The sequence below is a fragment of the Candidatus Aramenus sp. CH1 genome (assembly GCA_022678445.1).
In the GTDB taxonomy this organism is placed as follows: domain Archaea; phylum Thermoproteota; class Thermoprotei_A; order Sulfolobales; family Sulfolobaceae; genus Aramenus.
The window spans coordinates 1-19821 of record JALBWU010000006.1 but is presented as its reverse complement, the minus strand read 5'-3'; the positions used below and the strand labels follow the sequence as shown (position 1 = coordinate 19821).

Sequence of the window (19821 nt, the reverse complement as noted above, 5' to 3'; positions counted from 1 at the left end):
ATCACTCTAGGTATTTCTTCAAAGAAGGATTCTTATCCGCCAAGTCTATAAATATTTCGTATGCTAACTTGTCTAAAAGCGACCTTCCTCTAGGCGAGAGCGTTCTTCCCTCCTTGGTCTTCACGACTAACCCAGCCTTCTCCAGTTGCTGTAGTATCAGTCTTGCCGAATGCGTGGGAGCTCTAGCTGTCCTAGGAGGACGAGTTCCCCTCCTCTTTAAACCTCCGTAGATTACTTGAGCTTTACTAAGGCCAAATGGACCGTTTAAGTACAGTTTTCTCATTAAAGAAGCAGTCCTTATGTACCACCAGTTGTCGACGTCATCTGGCAGTCTTTCCTTGAAGCTTGCCGTCTTGGCAAAGTAACTCCATTCAGGAGGCTTAACTTCCCTTACGTTGTTCTTTATGTAATCAGCGACCTTGTTAATCAGAACGTCTGCTGGAACCATGTTAACCGTGATCATTTTGTTTCATATCTAGCTCATCTCTAAGGTTTAAAAGTTAATCTCATACAATACTTGATGATGAGGATCTACATACCTTCTGAAGAGGAGGTTTTGAACGGGAAGATAACTGACGTTTACTTTGACAGGACTTTAAAGACCTTAACTCACCTCGGAATAAAGGACGCTAGGGTAAGGATGGAGGTTCACTCATACGGACTTCCCACGGGCTACTCGTGGGCCGTTTTTGCGGGGCTAGAGGAAGTCCTCAAGATGTTCGAGGGTAAGCCAGTTGACGTCTACGCAATGCCAGAGGGTACCTTGTTTAAGGAAATTGAGCCCGTCATGATAATCGAGGGGAACTACTTGGACTTCGGCATTTACGAGACAGCGTTCTTGGGGATATTGAGGCATGAGAGCAGTATAGCGACCAAGGCAGCTAGGCTAAAATCGTTGGCTTTAGATAAACTTATGATATTCTTTGGCTTGAGGGCACTTCACCCTGCAGTCTCCGTAGTGGCGGATAGGTCTGCCTACATAGGGGGCATGGACGCTGTATCGGGATTGATGAGTAAGGATTACTTGGGACTAGAACCCTCAGGTACCATGCCTCACGCGCTTATGCTCATAGTTGGCGAGGACGAGAAGGCGTGGAAGGCCTTTGACGAGGCAATGCCCCCCTTTGTTCCAAGGATAGCCCTAGTTGACACCTTCGAGGACGAGAGGTTCGCCTCCCTTAAGGCGGCGAAGCTTTTGGGCGATAGGCTATACGGAGTTAGGCTTGACACTCCTTCCAGCAGGAGGGGTAACTTCAAGAAGATAGTCCAGGAAGTAAGGTGGACTTTGGACATAAACGGGTATAGGAACGCGAAGATAATAGTGAGTGGTGGAATAGACGAAGAAGACGTCATAGCCCTTAAGGACTACGTTGACGGGTTCGGAATAGGAACTAGCATAGCGTTCCCTCCAAGCGTGGACTTCAGCGCGGACATTGTGGAGAAGTTTGTTGACGGCAGGTGGATCCCATTCACCAAGAGAGGAAAGTGGCCTGGAGCCAAGCAGGTATGGAGGTGCGGAGGACTAAACGACAGGATAACCCTGCTCGAGGAGAAGGTAGAGGGCTGCAGGCCTTTACTCAAGAAGTACATGGAAAACGGGAAAATAATAGAGAGACTGCCATCTATTCACGAGATCAGAAAATACGTCCTAGATCAGCTCAAGGAGATCTCGGAAGTCAATCGATAACTATCTCTTTTAAGTTCTCTATGCTCCTGTTAAACGCTATCTCAGCTATTGGTTCCATCCTCCTAATCGCGTTGTACAGCCTTAGGTTAAGCGTCCTAGTCACTACGAGGGCCCTCTGGGAGTTGAGTTTCCCTATCTTTTCCTCTATCCCTATTGCCTCGGTTATCAGGACGCGCCTCAACGTCTCCAGCTCGTCTATTACCTCATTTACCAGCTTTACGTCTTCCTTACCTAGGACCTTTATCACGTGGTCGATCACTACCGACGTCTGGTCTATGAGCATGTCAATCTTGTCCCAAGAGCTCTTAATCGCCTCTAGGTCCTCCGGATGCAGGGACAGCAAGTCGTTTGCAGCGTCGCTTATCTCGTCCGCAGCTTCCTCTATTGCCTTCATCAGTATTCTGTTCCCCACTATCTGTATCCTCTTCACTCCTATCATGTAAGCTAGGCTTCTATTTACTTGCGCTATCAGCAACTGCCTCAAGGAAAGGTAATACAGCCTATCCACTTCCTTTTCCAGTTCCACTACTTCCTGCAAGAACGTCCTGCTAGCCTCTTTTATCCCTAAGTTCAAGTAGTGGAGCATCTGCTTTAGCGTGTTACTCAGCCTATTTATCAAGCTGTTCATGTTGTACTTTGTCGGGTCTAGGAAGGACTGAATCTGTATGGTAGTGAGGTCTTGGGATATTATCTCTAGGCCTATCAAGCTCCTCACAGCGTCCTTAACTTTCCTCAAGATCTCCTCATTAAGCGGACCGTTGGACGACTCTACTGTTATCTTGTCGTAGCCCAGCACGTACAAGCTGTATACCGTCCTCCCCGCCAGATCAGCGGGAGAGGTAGACTTTACAACCACTTTTACCTCCTTCGACGCGTTTTCTGACTTTAGGTTTGGCGGGTACACCTTTAGGCTACCGTCTTCGTCCACTTCTAGGTATATGCTCTCCCCTGGGTTTAAGCCAACCTCCTTTACCCACTCGGCAGGGAGGGAAACCATCAACGTCGACTTTCCAAATTTTTGTACTCTTCTAACTTCCATGATGAATCTCTATATAATTAGGAAGTATATAAAAGTAATTTAAACTTAATCTATACTACTTTAATGCTTGGTATTATCCCAAACATTTCCGTTTTTATACTTTCCTCACCTCTAACGGGTATTATTCTGATAGCATAAGGTCTTCTTTTTACGAATTGAATAGCTATTGAATCTTTTATTAGGTTTTCAAAGAGCTCCCTGTCCTCTCTTACTCCCACCATGTCTATCCCAGAGGCACAAGAGAAGGTCAGCTGGAAGAGGTTCGAAAGTGTAAGGGAGCCCTCCAGTACCCTTTCCCTTAACACGTTGTCCTCGGCTACGGGCAACATTGTCTCGGAGAAGCCTATGGGCGTTATCCTTGACTTCCACGCCTCAGCAAAGATCTCCCTATTTACCTCTCCAACCGCCCACGTGTTGCCAAGGGAAAATATTTTTCCGCTCCTCATCTCTATTATTTCTCCCACGCTCTCCTCCATCCAAGGGGACAAGGAGATGTCTATCCCAAGGAATCTGGCCTTCAAGATCTTTGAGACTTCGTAGCCGTACTGGTTTGCCGTCTGAAAGGCCTTAGAGGTCTCTCCCTTAGAGTAGTCCTTGACGTAAAGCAGGGCTAAGGCAAACGAGTCTACCACCACGTTTGAGGTGGAGGCAGGGAAATAAGGTGTGTTCAAGAAGTCGTCGTTGATGAGGACTGCGAACCTAGTAGCCTCTTCTGGCTCCAGCTTGGTAAGCAGCTTGGCCACTTCCTTAGCCCCCTCAATAGTCCTAACTAGCACATTGCAGAAGACGTTGTCGTCTGACCTCAATGCGTCCACTACATCGTTTAATCTGCTGTCTTTCTCCCTGAGACCGCACAAGCTAACAAGTATTTCTCTGTCTTGTGGGAGCATCTCAATTAGTCTGGAGACGCTAAGGTCGCTCTCGGGGAACGAGATCCTCTTAGTCCACGCGTTCTTAACTTCCTTAAGCTTCTTTTCGTAGTGTTCCACCTTTTCCTTGCTCAAGGACGAAAGCATCAGCGTGATTGCCCTTATCTGCACCTCGCGTTACCCCTTTGTCGCTCTAAAGTCAGGAGTATCGCCTAATATTTTAACTGTTTTTATGTATAAAGTTTTAAAGGCTAGGATCTAAAGAACTTTCAACATGACGAAACTCACAATCCTAATAGCGGACGACAGCTTCCAGAAGTTCTACCACGCACTAGTTTTAGCCATAGACGGCAGGGCACTCAATTGGACTGTGAAGTGCTTCGTGACGTCCCAAGCTGTTATCTTGTTCACGAAGAAGGTGAGGGGTAGAGCGAAGCTCAAGCTAGGTTTTCTAGCAAACCTATACGTAAGGAGGAAGATGAAAGACGTAGGGGTTCAGGAGACTGAGAAGTTGCTTATGGACGCTATAAGGGAGGGAGTGGAGTTTTACGTCGACGAGGCCGGGATTAAGCTAGCCGGTTTTAGCAAGGACGACCTGTTAGACGGAGTCAAGCTCTCGGGAGCCGTTACGTTCCTTTTGGAGGCAAAGGACTCGGATTTAGTTGTAACTTTATGAAACGTTTTAACCGCCTCTCTGTAATTTGTAGCTATGAAGGAGATAGTGGTAACCGAGGCTTGTCCGTCCGGCTTTATAAAGATAATGGACGAGTGGAAAAAGGTGAAGGGGGAAGAGGAAATAATAGTTAGGACGCCGTGGGGAGGGATGGTGGAGGATCTCCAAAATTGGTGCAAGGAGACGGGAAACGTGTTTTTGGGTTACGAAAAGAAAGATAACGAAGTAATCATAAGACTAAAACTAATAAGAAGATAGCGATAAATATAACATTGTCCCATGATATCGTGGGTAGATGCGTATTGTGTCAAGGGAGTACCACGTATTCGAGAACCCCATAGAGCTACTAGAGGGGATGTGGCCAACCCCTCTCCTAAAGTTAAGCCTAGGAAAGGAGTTGTGGGCGAAACTGGAGTTCTATAACCCTTTTAGCAAGAGCATCAAGGACAGGACAGCGTGGTACCTATTTAAGCAAGCGTTGGAGAGCGGGAAGGAAGAAGTAACCGAGGCAACTTCTGGAAACGTTGGCGTCTCCCTGTCGGCTTTTTCTGCAATATTCAGCAGGAAGTTTACAGCTTTTATTCCATCGCTTGCCCCGAAGACCTTTAAGGTCGCTATGAAGGTCTTGGGCGCCAACGTAATCCAGGCAGGTAGTAGCACAAACGAGCTGTTGCCCTTGGTGAAGAAGTACTCCTCCATGACCTCAGCTCTCCACCTAGACCAGTTCTCCAATCCGTTAAACGTTAAGGCCCACTACGAGACTACAGCAAGGGAGATAGACGAACAGCTGAAGTCAGTTGGAAGGAGGGTGGAGAGGATCATTGCCACTGCGGGAACTGGCGGTCACTTAACCGGGCTATCCAAGTACTTTAAGGAGCGTTACCCAGACGTGGAGGTAATAGGCGTTCAACCTGCCAAGGGGAGCAGGATACCGGGGATAAAGAGGCAGGAAGGGGATGGATTTGTCTCTCAAGCCTCTGTAGACAGAATTATGGACATCACGTTGGAGGAGGCGTTTGAGGGGGTAAAGAAAGTGGCCAAGAGTTCCGGGATACTGATAGGGCTTAGTGCAGGCGCTACTGTAGCCGCTTACGAGAAAATAGCTGACGAAAGGGTCACGGTGCTAGTATTCCCAGATGACATGTTCAAGTACATTGACGAGATAGCGGAAATGCTGGACATAAAATAAATACGTGGTCAGCCCAACTTGGAGTTATATGAAATTGGAAGAGTTTTTCAGGGAGGTATCAGCCCAGTCTAAGGTTGTCAGGTTAGAGGAAGGCAAGTACGTCAAGAAGTGCTATGGCTCCGGCGTCTCTCTAAAGTGGTACTTTATCCTCTCCATTTTTAAGTCCTACCCCTTTGTTGGAGACCCAAGGGAGAGGATGGGGAGGGAAATAGAGTTCTTTACTCACAACTGGAACGGAGTTAAGGTTCCAAGGATCGTAGACTTCGATTACGACGAGGTGTGCCTACTGAGGGAGTTTGTTGACGGTAGGGTCCCCACTTCCCTTGATGACGTAAGTAAGGTGGGGAAAGCGCTAAGGCACATCCACGACTCAGGCTTCGTAATGGGGGACACAAAAGCGGAAAACTTCCTCATAAACGACCACGTCTACGTAATTGACGCAGAGCAGTCCATTAGGACTGACTCAAAGGAATACAGGGGGTGGGATCTGGCGGTCTTTCTCCTCTTCTTAAGCTATAAGTACTTGTACGACTTGAAGGACTTTGAGAGGTTAACTAAGTCCTTCTTACTAGCGTACTCTCCAGATAAAAGCGAGCTCTTAAGCATAAACAGCTTAAAAAACGTGACCTTACTTAGCCTCTTCCCCCCGATGCACCTAGCTACCGTTAGGAAAACTATTGGAGAACTTTTATAGTCAACGAACCGTCCTTCCTCTCTATCGCTATTTCGGACTCGCTTATTTTAGTACCGCACGCTGGACACCGATAGAAGTACTTTATCTTCTTGCTGTTCCCGCTGACTTCAGCCTCTGCCATGAAGTCCATCCTTATTCCGCACTTGGGGCAAAGGACGTTTTTCATACAACTTTTTTATCGTAAAAACAATTATAAAAGTAATGAATTGCGATGATCGACAGGTACGGTAGGCCGTTGGAGGACTTGAGGATAACCCTAACCCACGTGTGCAACTTCTCGTGCTTCTTCTGTCACATGGAGGGGGAGGGGCTGGACAAGCTACAAGGGCTTGGACTGGAAGACATACTCCTAGTGGCCAAGGTCTCAAGGGAATTCGGAGTGAGGTCAGTAAAGCTGACCGGCGGGGAACCAACGCTTAGGAAGGATTTGCTTGAGGTCGTGGGGGGCATTAAGGGCCTAGGTATTGGGGACGTCTCGATGACCACAAACGGAGTCCTCTTGGGCAGTTTAGCAGAGAAGTTAAAGGAAGCGGGCCTTGACAGAGTTAACGTAAGCCTGCACGCCGTTAGCAGGGAGAAGTTCAGGAAAATAACTGGGGTAGATGCTTTCGACAAGGTGATATATGGAATAAAAAGGGCAGTAGAAGTGGGCTTGAGGCCGATTAAGCTGAACTACGTTGTCAACAAGAAGAACGAGGACGAGGTGTTCTCCTTCCTAGAGCTGGCCCAAGGACTTGGAGTGGACGAGGTACACTTGATTGAGCTCCACCCAGTGGGGCTGGGAAAGGAGTACTTCTCCTACCACGAGGGATTGGGAAAAATAGAGGAGTTCCTAAAGCGTAACTCGCGTAGGGTAGAGGTGAGGAACAAGCACTTTAGGCCAAGGTACTACTTGGACGGCGGGCTTGTCGTGGAGGTAGTGAAGCCTTACGCTAACCCGGTCTTCTGTGCTGGGTGTAACCGAATAAGGTTGACCGCTGACGGTAAGCTGAAGACGTGTCTGTACAGGGACGATAAGGTAATAGACATAAGACACGCTTTCGACCCTAGCGTGGACAAGAGGGAAAGGGAAGAGTTGGTCAGACACGCGTTTCAGATAGCAATGTCTATTAGGGAGCCAAACTTCAAGTACATATATGAGACTGGACAAGCTCGCTAAGATAGTAGATAAGGGTTGCGGAGCGATTTTCGGCAACTCTAACGTTTTCTACTTCACTGGGTACAGTGGAGCAGGTGCCCTCGTTTACTGTGACGGAGTCTTCACCCTACTTGTACCAGCCTTGGAGGAAAATAGGGCGCTGGACACAAAGGGAGTGGTGGTTAAGGTGTACTACCCTGCCAAGATAAGGGGGGACATACAGTACTCCTCGGCCATGGAGGCTCTCGAAAAGATAGCTGGCAATAACCCACTTTCGGTAGACGTAAGCTACATGGACGTCAATACCTACATGAAGCTGACCAGCAAGTTCCAGATAAGGGACATCTCGCAGCAGGTCTCCTCGCTAAGGGCTGTTAAGGATCCAGAGGAGCTGGAGAACATCAAGGTAGCAGGAGAGATAACATCTATTGCCATGAAGATAGCGATGGAAAGGGCTACGGAGAAGGTAAACGAGAAGCAGTTGTCTGGGTTGATAGACTACACAATGAAAAACGAAGGAGCTGAGGACTATGCCTTTCCTTCCATCGTGGCTTCTGGCGAAAACTCTGCAGAGCCCCACCACATTCCTACTAACAGGGTGATAAGGGAGGGAGACAGCGTGGTGGTGGACATCGGGGCAAAGTTCAACGGCTACTGCTTCGACAGTACTAGGACTCTCCTCGTGAAGTCCTATTCTGAGGAGCTCAGGAAGGTATACGAGGTCGTGTTGGAAGCTCAGTTAGAGGCAATAGACTCTGTAACTGAAGGAATTAAGGCATCTGAGATTGACAGGATAGCCAGGAAGGTGATAGAGAGGAGCGGATTCGGAAAATACTTTATCCACTCCACTGGCCACGGAGTTGGGATAGACGTCCACGAGAGTCCTTATGTTTCCTTTAACTCAAACGATGTACTAAAGGAGAATATGGTGATAACTGTGGAGCCCGGCATCTACATCAAGGGTAAGTTTGGAGTTAGAATTGAGGACACCTTGATAGTCACTAAGGGGAAGCCAGTAGTACTGGAGACCACTTATAAACTGTTGTGAAGCCTCTTTTAAATCAATGTATTTATACCATACGTCCCTAATTGTTTAGGGTATGGAGACATCAATAAACGAAGAAAAGCTAGTTGAAGAGATCTCGAAGAGGATAAGGGAGATCTTAGAACTTCTCGGAGAGGATCCGAACAGGGAGGGAATAAGGGAGACTCCAGTAAGGGTCGCCAAAGCATTGCTGGACATGACGTACGGACTTAGGAGTCCTCAGCCATCAATAAAGGTGTTCAAGCTTAGGGATGAAGAAGGGCTGAACTACGACGATGAGCAGTTGATACTTGCGAAGGATATACAGTTCTCGTCGCTATGTGAGCACCACCTCTTACCCTTCATAGGTAAGATACATATAGCCTACGTTGTTGGAGAGGAGGCAAGGGTAGCTGGGTTCAGTAAGCTGATAAGGATAGTTAACTACTACGCGTCGAGGCCCCAGATCCAAGAGAGACTTGTAAACCAGATTGCCGACGCCATAATGAACAGCGAGATAAAGCCAAAGGGGGTTATCGTGATAGGTAACGCTATCCATATGTGCGTATACGTAAGGGGAGTAAAGGACAAAGAGGCAAAGTTGCTTTCCATTGCCACTAGAGGAGTGTTCAAGAAGAACAGGACTTTGACTAACAGGGTTTTAAGGCTTCTTGAGACCTCGGAGAGAAGTTCAAGTTTAATATAATGTTTTTCGTAAATTACCTTAATGAAAGAAAAGGGGAAGGACTTACTACTTAGGATACTCGCAGAACGCGGTTCACTTCCTCAGTCGGAGCTCGTAAGGCTCTCCGGCCTCTCCAAGAGCAGGGTATCTGAAATCCTCTCAGAGCTAGAGAGGGAGGGCTTAATAGACAAGAGGGTGCTTGCAGGGAAGAACTTGGAAATATCGCTAAAGAGGTCAATAAGGATAGGCATAATTAGGGCGGCGGAGTACCCATTTGTTATTCCCTTCTACAAGAAGCTGAAGGAAAACGGCTTCATTCCAAAGGTGGTGGTCTACGAGAACGGAGTAGAGCTCACAAAGGACCTCGCCCTCGGTAAGATAGAAATAGGCTTCTCGCCGGTAGTGACCCAGCTGATCTTCTCTAAGGCCTTTCCTATAAAGATCGTAGCTGGAGGGGCAAAGGGAGGAGCGGGAGTGGTGGGCGAGGGTTGCAAGGTGGGATCTACTGTCCTTTCGAGCATGGAAGTGTGGACGCTCTCTGAGATAAAAAACGCCCAGATAATACCCTTCAACTCGCCAGAGGAGATGATAAGGGCGTTGAGGGAAGGGAAGGTCGGCTCTATAGCAATTTGGGAGCCATTCTTCTCTACGCTTAGGGCTGACGGCTTTAAGGTCTCCCACGTTTTCGAACCTATGCATTGCTGTACTATGGGTGTGAGGGAGAGGATAGACGACGAGAAGATAAAGAGGATTTACGAGGAGTCGTTTACTTGGTTCCTGGAGAGTAAGGACAGGTGGATTCCAGACTACGCTAATCTGCTAGGGGAGGACTACAACGTGATGACTAGGGCAGTACAGAGCTACACTTTCGATAGCTACCTAGATCTAAGAGAAGTTGAGAGGAACTTGAAAAAAAGCGGGATTTACATACCTTCTTAGGAGTCTAAGTAGTAGTACAGCTCCATTGGGTGTGGGTACATCTGAAGGGTCTTGGCCTCTTCTCTCTTTAAGTCTATGTAAGTGCTCAGTATTGACGAGCTGAAGACGGGCTTCAGGAACTCGCTGTCGCTCTCCAGTTCGTCTAGTGCTTCGTCCAACGACCTCGGTAGGTCCTTGATGCCTAGGGCTTTCTTCTTCTCTGGAGACAGATGGTAGATGTTCTCGTCTACTGGGTCTCCAGGGTCTATCTTCTTGTTTACCCCATCCATTGCTGCCATCAGAATGGCGCTGAACGCTAGGTATGGGTTGCACGAGGGGTCAGGAGCCCTGTACTCTAGTCTCTTTGCCTTCTCCATGCCCTTGTAGTAGGAGGGTATCCTAATTATGGCGCTCCTGTTACCCTTGCTCCAAGCCACGTACACAGGAGCTTCAAATCCTGGTACTAGCCTCCTGTAGCTGTTGACAGTAGGCGATACTATTGCTGACAAAGCCCTTGCGTGTGCTAATATACCTCCAACCACGTACCTACCGAACTGGCTCAGCTCGGCGTACTCGTCGTTTGGATCGTACATGAGGTTCTTCTTACCGTCCTTGGTCCACAAGCTGAAGTGTGTGTGCATCCCAGTTCCGTTATCGCCGAACATGGGCTTGGGCATAAAAGTGGCAATCATCCCGTGCTTAGCAGCCACGTTCTTCAAGACGTACTTGAGAGTCTGTACCTTGTCTGCAGTGTCAGCTAGCGTGGAGAACCTAAAGTCTATTTCTCCTTGGCCCGCAGTTGCCACTTCGTGGTGGGTAGCCTCTATCACGAACCCGAAGTACTTAGTCAACGTGTTGATCGCCTCAAGTCTAACGTCAAATAGTTGGTCTACTGGAGGTGCGGGGTAGTAGCCTTCCTTGTACCTTATTAAGTGGCCGTTGCTGGTCTGCCAGGGGGCTTCCCTAGCGTAGATCTTGTAGCCAGTCCCGCTCTGCGGCAACGCTACGTCAAGCTCCACCTTGTCGAAGACGAAGAACTCGAGCTCTGGCCCGAAGTAAGAGAGATAACCTTGTTCACTCTGGTACCTCTCAGCCTCCTCGGCAATGAACCTGGGGTCTCTTTCGAATCTGCCCCTCGCCCCTCCCCAGAATACTCTAGTTATAACCCTCGCTACTCCTTGACTCCACGGTACTAGTGCCATGGTCTCCGGTATCGGCTGTAGGACCATGTCGCTCTCGTAGATAGTAGTGAAGCCCTTTATACTGCTACCGTCCAGCTTTCCGAAACCGGTCTTAAAGCTCTCTTCAGTGAAGTCAGCCGCAGGTATGGTGATATGCTGGAGTCTCCCGGGTAGGTCAGTAAACTGCAGGTCTACCCACTGGATCTGGTTTTCCTTTAGAAAGTTCAGTGCCTCTATTGCATTGGAAGGCATGTCTGACAATTCGTTAAAGAGTATAAAAGCTTAAATGGAATATCTCATGAAAATTATTTATTTATTTATATGTTTTTCTGAAAACTTAACTTAGTTAACAATAGCTTGTTAAGGTTATTGCTAGAAAGTTTTTTGCAAGACGCCCTGTTGTATGACGTAATGTCTCTCGGCTAGTTCGGAGTCACTTGCGTCCTGCGTAGTGAATATCATCTCAATGCCGAGTTTTTTCAAGATGCCAATTACCCCTGCCATGATTTCCCTCTTTTCGCTTATGTTGGAGAAGGCTTCGTCCACTAGAATCGCCTTGGGCCTGGACAGTATTGCAGTGGCTATTGCAACCCTTTCCCTCTGCCCAAGGCTCAAGTTCTTGACCTTTCCCGAGTAGTTTATGTTGAAGGCTTCCCTAACTTCTTTGACCTCCCCTTCACTTACCTTAACTCCTCTTACCTTGGCTCCCCACAGGAGGTGGGATTCCACGCTCTTTTCCGGGATATAGCTCTCCTGGTTAACGAAGCTGATTCCCCTTTTTTCTGGGGGCAACCTAGTTACGTCTCTGCCTTCCACCTTTACGTAACCCTCGTCGGGCTTCAAAAACCCAGCCAATAAGTAAAGGAACGTAGTCTTCCCGCTTCCGTTTTTCCCAGTGATACAAATAATTCCGGAGTCCTTGAAGTTAGCGTTTAGTTGAAAACTCCCCAACCTCTTCTTCACGTTAGCCTCTATCAAGGTACTTCGCCAGAGTACCCTCCAGCGTCTCCTCGTCCACTGCGCCCACTAGCGAGTCTACCAGGTTACCGTCGACGAAGATCAAGGTGGTGGGTATGTTGAGTACTTGGTATCTGTCGGCAGTCTTCGGGTTCTCGTCTACGTTGAGCCTACCAAAGGTGGCCTTGCCGCTGTACTTTTCAGCCACTTTCTCGAATATTGGCTCGTAGAGATGGCAAGGAGAGCACCACTCGGCCCAGAAGTCGATAGCTACCACTTTGTTCTCCTTGAGCACCTTGTCTACGTTGTCGTCTGTTATTGTGATTATCTTGCTCTTCTTCACGAATTCCTCTGACTTCTTTTCCAGCCTGCTCGAGACCTCCTTGATTAGTGCGTCTAGTTCACTCAATTTTATCCACTATATACACTCTCTTTAACCTCTTATAAAATGCAACCTTGGAGTTGACGTAGTTTAGGAGCTCCTTCTCAAGTCCCTGCTTTTTCTCCTTTACGACTACCTTGGCGGATGGTTGTGCACCAGCGTTACCTGCGTCTTCTCCAAAGACGTAGGCGTCTACCACTAGCGGGTGGCCCTTCAGTATTACCTCCAAGTCCCTGGGGAAAATTGGATAGCCCTTGTACTTTATCATCCTCTTCTTCACGCCTTTGAAGTACAGGAGTCCTCTCTCGTCAGCTGAGACTAGGTCCCCAGTTTTTAACCAGCCATCGTGGAAGACCTTCGCCGTCTCCTCCTTGTCTTCGTAGCCCAGCATTAGCCAAGGTGCCTTGACCCAGAGCTCCCCAACTTCCCCTGTCTTTGCCTCCTTCCCGTCGTCCTTCACTACCTTTATCTCGACGTTTGGCAGGGGCTTTCCGATGCTGATTACGTCTCCCATATCCTTGGGCTGATAAGTCACCACTAGGCCCTCCGTGAAACCGTACTGCTGGACGATGGTCTTGTCGAACTTTTGCTTAAACCCGTTAACTGTTGACGGGAACAGGGGAGCTGCAGTACTTATGCAAACCTCCAGTGAGTCGAGCTTACCTTGCTCGTTTATGAGGGCGTCGTAGACCATAGGGACAGTGGCCAGAAAGTTAATGGAGTACTTGTTTATTGCCTCAATGGCTTCCTTTGCGTTGAACTTCCTCATCACGTAGATAGACCCGCCGTCCTCTATTACCTCTCCTAGCACGCTATTGCCCAATACGTGGGCTACTGGCACTGTCAAGATTGCGGAAACTCCCTTGAGGCCAATTGCCGTATAGAGGGCAGAGGCGTTTAGCCCAACCCTAGTTGCAGAGTGCAATACTTGCATCGTCCTCCCAGCAATTCCCGCGTAGTAGTAGACAAGCCCGGCCTCGTTGTCCATGTACTCGTAAGGTTTATTAAACACCTCCTTCTTCATCTCATCGCTCCACAGCTTGTACCCCTTGAGGACCTCTTTTTCCCTAGTGGAGGTCTCCTCGTCGGCGAAGACTAGGTCGGGTTCCGAGTCCTCCAGGATAAACCTCAAGTCCTCGGCAGAAGTTAAGGGGTCAACTGCCACCATCTTTGCCCCTGCCCAGAAGGAGGCTAGATAGTGGATAACCGACTTGGGGCTGTTGAACTCAAAGTGGACCACCGTATCCCCAGGCGAGATCGCCGAGGCCACAGAGACCACTTCCCTGGCAACTTGCTCGTAAGTTAACGTCTCGCCTAGTATAAATACCTTGTTTGGCCTCTTCTTATACCACTCGTAAAACTTAAGAGCAAAGCTCATAATCAACTAAACGCCAGTTTGCTTAAAAATGATAAAGGTCATCGGGTTGTCCAGAGTCCACATCACCCTCTTTGACGTGGAGGGAAAGTACGGGAGACTAGATGGGGGTATGGGAGTTGGACTTAAGTTCCCCAGGGTAGTAGTTAAGGAGGGGGTCTGCAGGAACTTTGAAGTGGAAGGAGTACCCAAGGTTGGCTACTGCGTCGAGGAGGACTACGAGGAGCACGTGGGGTTGGGTCACACCACGCAGTTCCTGCTCGCGTTGGGAAAGCTGGCCTTCGAGAGGAGCTTCACGAGGAAGACAGCTGTGGAGATAGCCAAGTTGTTGGGCAGGGGCTCTACCTCTGGGGTAGGAGTACACGTGTTCGAGGTCGGGGGCTTTGTGGTGGACGGGGGGCACTCCAAGAAGGTGAAAAAGGAGTTCCTCCCCTCGGACTTCTCTAGGGCACCCCCGCCTCCCCTCCTCATGAGGGTGGACTTCCCGTGGTACGTATACGTTAACGTGCCAAGGGGAGGGAGGAGGATCTTCGGGAAGGAGGAACTCCAAGCCTTTAAGGAGGCAAAGGTTGAGGGCGTAGACGCCTTGATGAGGGTGGCCTTCATGGAGTTTGTCCCATCAGTGGTGGAGGGAGATCTGGACGGCGTCCTCGAGGCCCTAGACGTAATACAGGGGCTTGGGTTCAAGAGAGTTGAATGGGGGTTGCAGACTGAGGAAGTGAGGTCGCTCTCAAAAACCATGAGGTCAAAGGGCTTTCCCAACGGTCTCTCGTCCTTCGGCCCCGCCATCTTCACCTTCTGTAAGAGGAGGGAGTGCGAGGAGCTGAAATCTACTTTTGGCGGTTTTTACACTGAGCCTAACAACGAGGGTGCCAAGGTGGTATGGAGCTAGAGTACGACGAGTTCGTAATGGAGGACCTCAAAGAAGTCTACGGCGAGTACCTCAAGGACTTTCTAGAGGCCTTGGGCAGACCTAACCCAAGGCTTTACTTGAGGGTCAACACTCTAAAGACCACTAGGGAGGAGCTCCTAGAGAGGTTACCTCAGTTTAGACCGGACGAGGACTTCCCAGAAGCGATTTACGTCCCAGTGGCTGGGCCCAACAAACTGGAGATGAGGGACTCGTACGTGGTAGTCGACAAAAAGACAGCGGAGAGCGTCATGTTAGGCGCAAACGTGTATAGGCCAGGAGTAAAGAAGATAGTCGCAAAGGGCAAGGAAGTGTCTGTAGTAAGCGAAAACGGCGTCCTAGTGGGCGAGGGGGTACTAGTGAACTCGCCGACTGGAGTAGTCGTGGAGGTCACTAGGTCGCTTTACTCCTCAGTAAAGGTTGGCGAGCTTAGTGAAGTAAAGGAGGGCCTTGTTTACTCCCAAGGTAAGGCGTCCATGCACGTGGCAAGACTCCTCGACCCACAGCCCGGAGAGACTATAGTGGACATGACCGCCTCCCCTGGCGGGAAACTGACCCACGTTTACCAGCTGGAACCGAGGGTGAGGTTAATTGGCCTAGACCATAGCGAGAAGAAGGTGGAGAGGATGAAGGGACTTCTGACGGTAATGGGGGTTAAGGCGGAGCTCTACGTCAAGGACTCAAGGTACGCGAAGGATCTCGGCTTTAAGGACGTCGACAAGGTGTTAGTAGACCCTCCCTGCTCGGCCTTGGGCGTTAGGCCAAAGGTGTACGACAGGAAGACCAAGAGGGATATAATGGTGCTCCACGATTACCAGAGGCAGTTCCTCAACTCGGCGTACGAGATACTCAAGAAGGGAGGGGTAGTCATTTACTCCACGTGCACCGTAACGGCCTGGGAAAACGAAAAGGTAATCGAACATCCCGGCTTCGACGTGGAGTTTACATTGAGGCTCCACCCGCACCTCCAGGGGACTACTGGCTTTTTTATAGCCAAGCTAATAAAAAAATAGTGATGCCGATTCAATCTTATTTAGGCAAGAGGCCTAGAATCTCGGACAAGGCGTACTTACATGAGACCGCTTACGTGATAGGTGACGTCGAGATAGGGGACTTCACGAGCGTCTGGCACTACGTCGTGATCAGGGGGGACAACGACGCTATAAGGATAGGGAAAGAGAGTAACGTACAAGAGAACACGAGCATACACACTGACCCAGGCTATCCGGTGGAGATAGGGGACAGGGTAACCATAGGCCACAACGCAGTAATCCACGGGGCCAAGGTGTCCTCTAACGTGATAGTTGGCATGGGGGCAATCCTGCTGAATGGGGCTAGGGTGGGGGAGTACAGCATAATTGGGGCGGGGGCAGTAGTGCCCCAAAACGCCGAGATCCCCCCGTATAGCGTCGCCTTAGGGGTTCCCGCAAAGGTTGTGAGGAAGGTCAGGGAGGAAGAAGTAAGGTTGATACAGGACAACGCCGAGGAGTACTTAAACCACGTCAGGAGATTCCTGGGTGAGAGGCCGTGAACAGGGACCTGAAAGCTGTGAAGTGGTTCCTCAAGACCCAAGTGCTCAGGGACCCCTTTAATCCAGCCTACGCTACGTTCAAGGTGACGTCAAGGTGCAACTTGAGGTGTACCTTCTGCAACCCAGACTACTACACTGGGGAGCTGGGCGAAGGGAGCACTGAGAGGATAAAGAGGATAATAGACAACTTGAGGGACTCATCAATTGTCGTGCTCTCCTTTGAGGGAGGAGAACCCACAATAAGGCCAGACATACTAAAGCTCCTGGAGTACGCCCACGACGGCTCCTTTTACGTTATGCTCACTACCAACGGCTACAGGCTAAGGGACGAGGCCTTCCTCTCTAAGTTGGCGGACAGGATAGACTTCCTCCATTACTCTATTGACGAGTACCACTGGAACGTCAAGGCATTGGACGACTTGTGCAGGCTGAGGCAGTACGGGCTTAAGGTTAACGTCCAGACAGTGGTCACTAGGTACAACTTACACAAGCTGGAGGAAAAGGTCAAGAAGGTAAGGGAGTGCAACTACAAGATCTTAGTGTTGCCGGCAGTGGACTACCCAGACTCTAAGGTAAAACTAGCCCCGGACAACTACGAGCTGTACAAGGTGTTGTCTGAGCTGAAGAGGAAGTATGGCTCCACCTTGAACAACTCCTGGGGCTTCATAAACGCGCTTGTCGGGAAGGTGCCAAAGAGGTTGATGAGCTACGCAATAACTGTGTACCCTAACGGTGATTTACCTTACCCTGACGACGTTAACGGCGAGGTTGTGGGGAACTTAGCAGAGGAGAAGTTGGAAAAGGTGCTGTCCTCGCCCAAAGTGAAGGAACTGCAGAGGAAAATGTTGGAAAACCAGGCTAGGTTCGAATACCTCCACCTCCAGACCGCGTCGTTCAACAGCGTCAAGGACTTAGCTAGCTACGTAAAGGACATGGTGAAGTGGAGGTTCACTGGGAAAGCGTCCTAACTAGAGAACGCCTTTTTGTACGCCTCCTGCAAGTCCTCCAGGACTAGGTGGGTGTATATCTGAGTAGTCTTTATGTCCTTGTGACCCAAGAGCCTCTGCACCGCGGGGAGGGGCATCCCCTTCCTTATTGCGTTAGTGGCAAAGGAGTGCCTCAACATGTGTGGTCTCAGACCGTTTATCCCTATCCTCTCCCCCAGTCTCCTTATGGTCTTGTACAAAGCTTGGTAGGTCATGGGGAAGAGGAGTCCCGAATTCACTCTCTTCAAGTACTTCTCCAGGAGGGTCTTCGTCTCGTCAGTGAAGAACACGACTCTCTCTTCGCCGTTCTTGGTCATCCTCAGCCTTATCATGTTCCTTTCCAGGTCCACGTCCTCCACCCTAACGTTGAGGAGCTCGTTGGCCCTCATTCCAGTCTCGCTTAAGAGCCTAACTATGAGCCTCGTCTTGAGGTTCCTGGCGGAGCTTACCAACAGCTTGATTTGTTCTTCATTCAACGCCCTCACCTCCTTTCTCTTTGCCCTTGGAAGTGCCGGTCTAACGTTAACCCCCAGCCACTTCAAGAACCCCCTCACCGCTATGACGTAATACCTAACTGTGGTTGGGTTTGCCCTCTTCGCGAGGCTCAGCACCCATTTATTCACGTCGTCTGAGTTGACCTTCCTCGGGTCTTTCCCCACGAAGTCTAGGAACTCCTTGACGGCAGTGCTGTAGAGCTTTACCGTCCCCTTACCTGCTCCGGTCACTTGAAGGGCAGTGATAAACGCCTCGTAGGGGTCTCCTTCTTCTGGAGGGGAGCCGAGTTCCAGCTTCACGTCTTACCCCTTGTCTGGGAAGGGTTAAAAGGGAAAGGACACGAAAGATATTGGGAACATGATACTCATAGACAGGGAAAAGCTCGACCAGATAATGACCCCAGAGAGGGCAGTGCAGGCGGTAAAGGAGGCGTTCCTCCTCTACTCCTCGGGGAAGATAACGCAACCCTTGAGGCAGACGATGACCGTGAAGGGCAACTGGTGGGGCGTCATGCCCTCGCTCTCCGACAACGCCTTCGTGGTCAAGGTGGTCAACGTGATAGAGGTAAACAGAGAGAGGGGGCTTCCACCAGTCCAGGCCGGGGTCTTAGTATTCTCTCCAGACACTGGAGAGCCCCTAGCCTACGTGGACGGCACGGCACTAACTGCGGTGAGGACTGCTGCCGCTAGCGTCCTCTCCACGGAGCTGTGTTACGGGAGGAAAGTGGGGACGCTAGGGATAATAGGGGCTGGGATAGAGGCAGAGTACCACGCAAAGATAGCCCTAGGCTATCTCTCAGTGTCTAGGTTCCTCATAACGGCGAGGAAGAGGCACTTCGAATTGGCTAAGAGGGTGGGAGGGGAAGCTGTGGAGCTTGAGAGGCTACTGAAGGAGTCTGACGTGGTCTTCTCCCTGACCTCCTCGAAGACTCCCGTGGTAATAGGCAAGTTGTTGAAGGAGGACTTCCACGTCTCCAGCATAGGCGCCTACACCCCAGACGCCAGGGAACTCGACGACGACGTCATAAGGAGGGTGAAGACTTACGTGGTGGACTCATTAGAGGCCGTGAGTAAGGAGAGCGGTGACTTCATTCAGCCGAAAGAGAGGGGGCTACTGGAGGGAAAGAGAGTAGTGGAGATAGGTAGGCTGTTGGCGGAGGGAGGCAAGGTGGAAAGGCCTTCCCTCTTCAAGACCGTGGGGATAGCAGCCCAAGACAACATTACGGCTTATTACGCATATAAGTACTACTTCTGAGCCTTCCCCTTCCACACGACGTTCTGGTGCCCCGTCTTGAGGTTTACCCAGAGGGCGAGGACGAAGAGGAGGCTAGAAAGCCTGTTCAAGTACTTCACGTGTACCTTCTTGGCCTTACCTTGGGTGTAGAGCTTCACCACTGACCTTTCAGCTCTCCTACACACGGCCCTAGACAGGTGGAGGAAAGATGCTGGAAGCGAGCCCCCAGGGAGGACGAAGTTGTTCAGAGGCGGAAGTTCCCTGTCCAGCTCCGCGATGGCCTTCTCCAGCTTGTCGATTTCTATCTTGGAGAATCCCATGTCGAAGCCGGCTATCTCTGAGGAAATGGAGAACACGTCGTTCTGTATCTTCTCTAAGATCTCCTTGACCTCTGGGTAGAGGGAAGAGACCACTCCCAATAAGGAGTTGAGCTCGTCTAAGTCGCCTAACGCCTCCACCACCTCGTCGTACTTCCACACGCTGCCCTCAGAGGGGACAAAGGTCTTGCCCGAGTCCCCAGTGCCAGTAAACCACTTCATAGGATAACCGTAGATGAGGCGGTAAAAAACGTGGAGGGTTCGCTCTAAAAGCTAGGGAAGTACGAGTCATCCAAGGGGTTTTACGTAACCAAGCTTTAATGTACCTGCTTGGGGCTAAAGTGGGACTAAGGGAACAGAAGACGCCTTAATGTCGTTTAGGGGCAGAAGTACCCAAAGAGCTAAGAGGTTCAGTTTTTACCTTTAGCTGACCTACTCCCTGCCCTGCGAGGGTTCTGCATAGGTCTTGAGCGTTACTCCCCCTTAAGGGAAATACTCCGTGATGTGAAGAGAAAGGAAAGAGCCAAAGCGTTGACAA

At 49.9% G+C, this 19821-nt stretch carries 24 protein-coding genes; 14 read left to right on the top strand and 10 right to left on the bottom strand.

The window, feature by feature from the left end:
• Window position 1 precedes the first annotated feature (1 nt).
• Window positions 2-463 (bottom strand): 30S ribosomal protein S19e, encoded by a 462-nt coding sequence (locus MPF33_04715; GenBank protein MCI2414546.1) that lies wholly within the window; start codon window positions 461-463, stop codon window positions 2-4.
• 60 nt (window positions 464-523) lie between these two features.
• Here MPF33_04715 and MPF33_04710 point away from each other — a divergent pair, with 60 nt between their 5' ends.
• Window positions 524-1687, top strand: coding sequence for a nicotinate phosphoribosyltransferase (locus tag MPF33_04710; GenBank protein MCI2414545.1), 1164 nt, complete (start codon window positions 524-526; stop codon window positions 1685-1687).
• On the opposite strand, the gene MPF33_04705 is transcribed toward MPF33_04710, so the two are convergent.
• The gene (locus tag MPF33_04705) at window positions 1677-2726 is read right to left on the bottom strand and encodes a phosphate uptake regulator PhoU (GenBank protein MCI2414544.1); all 1050 of its coding nucleotides are present in this window, start codon (window positions 2724-2726) and stop codon (window positions 1677-1679) included. The two genes, MPF33_04710 and MPF33_04705, sit on opposite strands and share 11 nt — an antisense overlap.
• A gap of 50 nt (window positions 2727-2776) precedes the next feature.
• Window positions 2777-3766, bottom strand: a complete 990-nt coding sequence (locus tag MPF33_04700; GenBank protein ID MCI2414543.1) for a DUF711 family protein — start codon at window positions 3764-3766, stop codon at window positions 2777-2779.
• 103 nt (window positions 3767-3869) lie between these two features.
• Between MPF33_04700 and MPF33_04695 the strand changes: the two genes are divergently transcribed.
• From MPF33_04695 to MPF33_04680, 4 genes are read left to right on the top strand one after another with little or no spacing between them, the layout of a single operon-like run.
• Window positions 3870-4271: a DsrE/DsrF/DrsH-like family protein gene (locus tag MPF33_04695; protein MCI2414542.1), complete on the top strand. Its 402-nt coding sequence runs from the start codon at window positions 3870-3872 to the stop codon at window positions 4269-4271.
• A gap of 33 nt (window positions 4272-4304) precedes the next feature.
• A complete protein-coding gene (locus MPF33_04690; protein ID MCI2414541.1) occupies window positions 4305-4526 on the top strand; it encodes a sulfurtransferase TusA family protein in 222 nt (73 codons plus the stop codon).
• A 46-nt stretch (window positions 4527-4572) separates the two neighbouring features.
• Window positions 4573-5457, top strand: coding sequence for a PLP-dependent cysteine synthase family protein (locus tag MPF33_04685; GenBank protein ID MCI2414540.1), 885 nt, complete (start codon window positions 4573-4575; stop codon window positions 5455-5457).
• 28 nt (window positions 5458-5485) lie between these two features.
• A complete protein-coding gene (locus tag MPF33_04680; protein MCI2414539.1) occupies window positions 5486-6151 on the top strand; it encodes a serine/threonine protein kinase in 666 nt (221 codons plus the stop codon).
• Here the strand turns inward: MPF33_04680 and MPF33_04675 are convergent.
• Window positions 6132-6317 carry a hypothetical protein gene (locus MPF33_04675; protein MCI2414538.1) on the bottom strand — a complete coding sequence of 62 codons (186 nt, stop codon included), beginning with the start codon at window positions 6315-6317 and terminating at the stop codon, window positions 6132-6134. The genes MPF33_04680 and MPF33_04675 overlap by 20 nt on opposite strands.
• 45 nt (window positions 6318-6362) lie before the next feature.
• Between MPF33_04675 and moaA the strand changes: the two genes are divergently transcribed.
• The 4 genes from moaA to MPF33_04655 are packed head-to-tail and all read left to right on the top strand — an operon-like array spanning window position 6363 to window position 9937.
• Entirely contained in the window at window positions 6363-7310 is a 948-nt protein-coding gene (moaA, locus tag MPF33_04670; protein MCI2414537.1) for a GTP 3',8-cyclase MoaA, read from the top strand.
• Window positions 7288-8337, top strand: coding sequence for an aminopeptidase P family protein (locus MPF33_04665; GenBank protein MCI2414536.1), 1050 nt, complete (start codon window positions 7288-7290; stop codon window positions 8335-8337). The genes moaA and MPF33_04665 overlap by 23 nt, the downstream gene beginning before the upstream one ends.
• Window positions 8338-8389: 52 nt before the next feature.
• A complete protein-coding gene (locus tag MPF33_04660; GenBank protein MCI2414535.1) occupies window positions 8390-9019 on the top strand; it encodes a GTP cyclohydrolase I in 630 nt (209 codons plus the stop codon).
• A gap of 21 nt (window positions 9020-9040) precedes the next feature.
• A complete protein-coding gene (locus MPF33_04655; protein ID MCI2414534.1) occupies window positions 9041-9937 on the top strand; it encodes a MarR family transcriptional regulator in 897 nt (298 codons plus the stop codon).
• Here the strand turns inward: MPF33_04655 and glnA are convergent.
• From glnA to MPF33_04635, 4 genes are all read right to left on the bottom strand, one after another.
• On the bottom strand, window positions 9934-11358 hold the full coding sequence (gene glnA / locus MPF33_04650; GenBank protein ID MCI2414533.1) for a type I glutamate--ammonia ligase: 1425 nt from the start codon (window positions 11356-11358) through the stop codon (window positions 9934-9936). The two genes, MPF33_04655 and glnA, sit on opposite strands and share 4 nt — an antisense overlap.
• 111 nt (window positions 11359-11469) lie before the next feature.
• Complete coding sequence (locus MPF33_04645) at window positions 11470-12075, bottom strand: ATP-binding cassette domain-containing protein (GenBank protein ID MCI2414532.1); 606 nt, start codon at window positions 12073-12075, stop codon at window positions 11470-11472.
• Complete coding sequence (gene trxA, locus MPF33_04640; GenBank protein MCI2414531.1) at window positions 12062-12463, bottom strand: thioredoxin; 402 nt, start codon at window positions 12461-12463, stop codon at window positions 12062-12064. Before trxA ends, MPF33_04645 begins: the two co-directional genes overlap by 14 nt.
• Window positions 12456-13814, bottom strand: coding sequence for an acyl--CoA ligase (locus MPF33_04635; GenBank protein ID MCI2414530.1), 1359 nt, complete (start codon window positions 13812-13814; stop codon window positions 12456-12458). Before MPF33_04635 ends, trxA begins: the two co-directional genes overlap by 8 nt.
• Before the next feature lie 28 nt (window positions 13815-13842).
• On the opposite strand from MPF33_04635, the gene MPF33_04630 reads away from it, so the two are divergent.
• From MPF33_04630 to MPF33_04615, 4 genes are read left to right on the top strand one after another with little or no spacing between them, the layout of a single operon-like run.
• Window positions 13843-14703: a beta-ribofuranosylaminobenzene 5'-phosphate synthase gene (locus MPF33_04630; GenBank protein ID MCI2414529.1), complete on the top strand. Its 861-nt coding sequence runs from the start codon at window positions 13843-13845 to the stop codon at window positions 14701-14703.
• The gene (locus tag MPF33_04625) at window positions 14694-15734 is read left to right on the top strand and encodes an SAM-dependent methyltransferase (GenBank protein MCI2414528.1); all 1041 of its coding nucleotides are present in this window, start codon (window positions 14694-14696) and stop codon (window positions 15732-15734) included. Before MPF33_04630 ends, MPF33_04625 begins: the two co-directional genes overlap by 10 nt.
• Before the next feature lie 2 nt (window positions 15735-15736).
• Window positions 15737-16252, top strand: coding sequence for a gamma carbonic anhydrase family protein (locus MPF33_04620; GenBank protein ID MCI2414527.1), 516 nt, complete (start codon window positions 15737-15739; stop codon window positions 16250-16252).
• Complete coding sequence (locus MPF33_04615) at window positions 16249-17220, top strand: radical SAM protein (protein MCI2414526.1); 972 nt, start codon at window positions 16249-16251, stop codon at window positions 17218-17220. The genes MPF33_04620 and MPF33_04615 overlap by 4 nt, the downstream gene beginning before the upstream one ends.
• Here the strand turns inward: MPF33_04615 and MPF33_04610 are convergent.
• Window positions 17217-18032 carry a tyrosine-type recombinase/integrase gene (locus MPF33_04610; protein MCI2414525.1) on the bottom strand — a complete coding sequence of 272 codons (816 nt, stop codon included), beginning with the start codon at window positions 18030-18032 and terminating at the stop codon, window positions 17217-17219. The two genes, MPF33_04615 and MPF33_04610, sit on opposite strands and share 4 nt — an antisense overlap.
• 58 nt (window positions 18033-18090) lie before the next feature.
• Between MPF33_04610 and MPF33_04605 the strand changes: the two genes are divergently transcribed.
• Window positions 18091-18987 carry an ornithine cyclodeaminase family protein gene (locus tag MPF33_04605; GenBank protein MCI2414524.1) on the top strand — a complete coding sequence of 299 codons (897 nt, stop codon included), beginning with the start codon at window positions 18091-18093 and terminating at the stop codon, window positions 18985-18987.
• Here the strand turns inward: MPF33_04605 and MPF33_04600 are convergent.
• A complete protein-coding gene (locus MPF33_04600) occupies window positions 18978-19505 on the bottom strand; it encodes a cob(I)yrinic acid a,c-diamide adenosyltransferase (GenBank protein ID MCI2414523.1) in 528 nt (175 codons plus the stop codon). The genes MPF33_04605 and MPF33_04600 overlap by 10 nt on opposite strands.
• Window positions 19506-19821 lie beyond the last annotated feature (316 nt).